The following is a 3515-nucleotide window of genomic DNA, read 5'->3' as shown; positions in this document are numbered from 1 at the left end:
GCTGAGCAAGCTGATGACCGCTTACGTCACCTTTCGGGCGATCGCGGCCGGCGAGGTACAGCTCGATTCGCCGATCAAGGTGACCAAACACTCCGCCGCCGAGCCGCCAAGCAAGATGGGCTTCAAGCCGGGTTCGGTGATGCGGCTCGACAATGCGCTGAAGATGATGCTGGTCAAATCGGCCAACGACATTGCCATGGCTGTCGGCGAAAATGTCGGCGGTTCGCAGGCGGCCTTTGCCGACCGGATGAACGCCGAGGCGACCCGGCTCGGCATGAACGGCACGCATTTCGTCAATCCGAACGGGCTCTATTCGCCGGATCAGTACACGACGGCGCGCGACCTCGCCGTGCTGGTGATGGCGATCCGCCGCGAATTTCCGCAATATGTGCCGTGGTTCTCGATCGAGGGCCTTGCCGTCGGCAAGAAGGCGATCCCCAACTACAATCTCTTGATCGGCCGCTATCCCGGCGCCGATGGCATGAAGACCGGTTTTGTCTGCCCTTCCGGCTTCAACATGATCGGTTCGGCGACGCGCAACGGGCGCACGCTGGTCGCGGTTGTGCTTGGCGAGAAGTCGGCGGTCACCCGCGCCGAGACGGCGGCAAAACTGCTCGATCAGGGGTTCGACACGCCTGTCGCCGGCTCGGCCACCGTCACCACGCTGGCGCCCTATGGCGACACGGTCTCACCCAACGACATGCAGGACGAGGTCTGCAAGAAGAAGACGCCGCAGGAGCAATCCGAGGCGCCGCCGGCCGCCGCCAAGAACGTGCCGAAATCACCCTATCAGGAAAAGCTCGACCATGTGCCGACGCTGGTTGCCGTCGGCCTTGGCGGCGCCACCGGTCCGGCGCCGAAGGCCATCCTCGACCAGGGCGCGCAGGAATTTGCCGATGTGCCGATCCCGAGCTGGCGGCCCGACAGGCCGGCACCGGCCGGCACCGGCCCGAAGATTGCCGGCTCCGCCGCGCAGGGCGACCAGCCGGTCAAGGTTGCGAACTAGCCAATGGGCAGCGGCTTCCCGATCCCAGTCTCGGTGCTGACCGGCTTCCTCGGCGCCGGCAAGACGACGCTGCTCAACCGGCTGCTCAAGGATCCGGCGCTGGCCGACACCGCGGTGATCATCAACGAGTTCGGCGAGGTGGCGATCGACCATTTGCTGGTCGAGCAGTCTTCCGACGGCATCATCCAGCTGTCGGACGGCTGCCTGTGCTGCACGGTGCGCGGCGAACTGGTCGATACGCTGGCCGACCTGGTCGACCGGCTGCAGACCGGCCGCATTGCCCGGCTCGCCCGCGTCATCGTCGAAACCACCGGCCTTGCCGACCCGGCGCCGGTGCTGCAGTCGATCATGGCGCATCCGGCGCTGATCCAGGCCTTCCGGCTCGACGGCGTCATCACTTTGGTCGATGCCGTCAACGGCAACGCCACGCTCGATGCCCATGTCGAGGCGGTAAAGCAGGTTGCCGTCGCCGACCGCATCGTGCTCAGCAAAGCCGATCTGGCCACCGACCCCAATGAGCTGGAAATGCTGCGGGCGCGCCTGCGGCAGATCAATCCGGGCGCCGAACTGCTCGATGCCGGCGACACGGAGACAGGCGTGGCGGCGTTGTTTGATTGCGGCCTCTACAACCCGGCAACCAAATCCGCCGATGTGCGGCGCTGGCTTGGCGAGGAAGCGGCGCACGATCATCACCATCATGCTGGTCATGATCACGAGCATGGCCATGACCACGGCCATCGTCACGATCAGCGCGTGCGCTCCTATTCGCTGGTGCATGACGGCCCGGTGCCGTTTTCGGCGATCGAGATGTTCCTCGACCTGCTGCGTTCGACCCATGGCGAGCGCCTGCTGCGCATGAAGGGCGTCATCGAGCTCAGGGAAGACCCGTCGCGGCCGCTGGTGATCCATGGCGTGCAGAAGATCCTGCATCCGCCGGTGCAATTGCCGTCCTGGCCGGATGGCCAGCGTGGCACGCGGCTGGTGCTGATCACGCTCGACATGCCGGAAGATTATATCCGCAGGCTGTTCGCCGCCTTCACCGACCGGCCGTCGGTTGACACGCCCGACCGCGCGGCGCTGGAAAACAATCCGCTGGCGATCGCCGGGCGGTAGCTCCCAACGATTACGGCGCGCCGCGCTCGACCAGGAAGCGATGGCCGCCGGAGACCGCGGCCGTTTCAATCAACTGGTGGCCGCTCTCGGAGCAGAATGCCGGAATGTCGATGACGGCGAGCGGGTCGGTGGTCTCCAACCAGAGCCGACTGCCCGGTTGCATCCCCGCGAGGCGCTTCTTGGCCTTGAGCACGGGCAAGGGGCAGTTCAGCCCCTTGAGGTCATAAATAGCGGCGCGATCAGCCACGGGCGATATCAACCGCCGAACATGCCGAGCAGCTTGTTCTTCAGCTTCGTCACCCGGCTTTCGTCGGCACTCGCCGCTTGCGTTTCAGCCATTGGCGCCGCTTCCGAAGGGGCCGCGATGGTCGCGGTGGCGACTGGGGCCTCCTTGGCGGCCTTCTCGGCCTCCTTTTCGGCCAGAGCCTGGGCCTTGGCGGCTTCCTTGGCTTGCTTGGCCGCCTCTATGGCAGCCAGCCTCTGCTCCTCGGCCTTCTGCTTGGCAGCTTTTTCGGCATCAAGAGCCGCCATCTTGCGGCCGGCGGGCGAATCGATGCGGCCCATGCGTGCCGTCTCGGTGACCGAGCCGTCATTGTTGAGCGACGGCGGATCGATCGGTACGCGTTCGCCGCGTGCGCGGCGCTTGGACCAGTCGGAGACGATGCTGGCTTCCTTGATACCGGCGATGGTCGGCTTGGGCGCCGGCACGCTGGCCTGGACCGCGCCGCTGAACGCCGCGTCATAGGTGCTCATGTAGGAATTGTAGGCGCTCTTCAGCGAATCAGGCTGCGTCGTCGCCGGGCAGGCGCCAGTCGGATCGAATGTCTGACCGTCGGCGGCTACCTGGTTGAAGACATAACGCTTCTCGCAGACATCGACCTTCGGCGGCACCTTGGTGATCTCGAAATTGTCGTAGCCGACCTTGAGCATCTTCCAGAAGTCGTAATTCGGGTCGTTGCGGTAGCGCGCCATGTTGGCGGCGGTCATGCGGAACGGAAACGCCTGGATCTGGAACTCGGTCTGGCCGCCCTGGAAAGCATCGCGGCCGAAGGCATAGATCTGCTCGATCTGCGCATCGGTCATCGAATAGCAGCCCGACGACGAACAGGCGCCGTGCACCATCAAATTGGAGCCGGTGCGGCCGTTGGCGCGGTCATAGGCGTTGGGATAGCCGATGTTGAAGGACAGATGGTAGTTCGAGCGCGGATTCATCTGCGCCGGGCGCACCGTGTAGAAGCCTTCCGGCGCCTGGCGGTCGCCTTCGGTGTATTTCGGCCCGAGCTTGCCCGACCATTTGCAGATGTCGTAGCTGGCGACCATGTCATAGCGGCCGTTGGTCTTGGCCTTCCAGATCTCGAGCTTGCCTTCTTCCTTGAAGATGCGGGCCATCACCGAC

Annotated in this window: 4 protein-coding genes; 2 read left to right on the top strand and 2 right to left on the bottom strand. The window is 64.8% G+C overall.

Annotation, left to right across the window (positions count from 1 at the left end; all coding sequences use genetic code 11):
* The coding region (locus EN879_RS28410) for a D-alanyl-D-alanine carboxypeptidase family protein (RefSeq protein WP_164774624.1) at positions 1 to 1006 on the top strand (1006 nt) is incomplete at its 5' end.
* A 3-nt stretch (positions 1007 to 1009) separates the two neighbouring features.
* Positions 1010 to 2119 carry a GTP-binding protein gene (locus tag EN879_RS28405; RefSeq protein ID WP_027162928.1) on the top strand — a complete coding sequence of 370 codons (1110 nt, stop codon included), beginning with the start codon at positions 1010 to 1012 and terminating at the stop codon, positions 2117 to 2119.
* A gap of 10 nt (positions 2120 to 2129) precedes the next feature.
* On the opposite strand, the gene EN879_RS28400 is transcribed toward EN879_RS28405, so the two are convergent.
* Positions 2130 to 2366 carry a sulfurtransferase TusA family protein gene (locus EN879_RS28400; RefSeq protein ID WP_024503732.1) on the bottom strand — a complete coding sequence of 79 codons (237 nt, stop codon included), beginning with the start codon at positions 2364 to 2366 and terminating at the stop codon, positions 2130 to 2132.
* Positions 2367 to 2374: 8 nt separating this feature from the next.
* Positions 2375 to 3515 (bottom strand): murein L,D-transpeptidase family protein (locus EN879_RS28395; protein WP_164774623.1); only part of this gene is annotated, 1141 nt, incomplete at its 5' end.

It is taken from the genome of Mesorhizobium sp. M7A.F.Ca.AU.002.02.1.1 (genome assembly GCF_003998535.1).
Lineage (GTDB): Bacteria > Pseudomonadota > Alphaproteobacteria > Rhizobiales > Rhizobiaceae > Mesorhizobium > Mesorhizobium ciceri.
The sequence above is the reverse complement of the archived record's forward strand: the minus strand, read 5'-3'. Positions and strand labels throughout refer to the sequence as shown.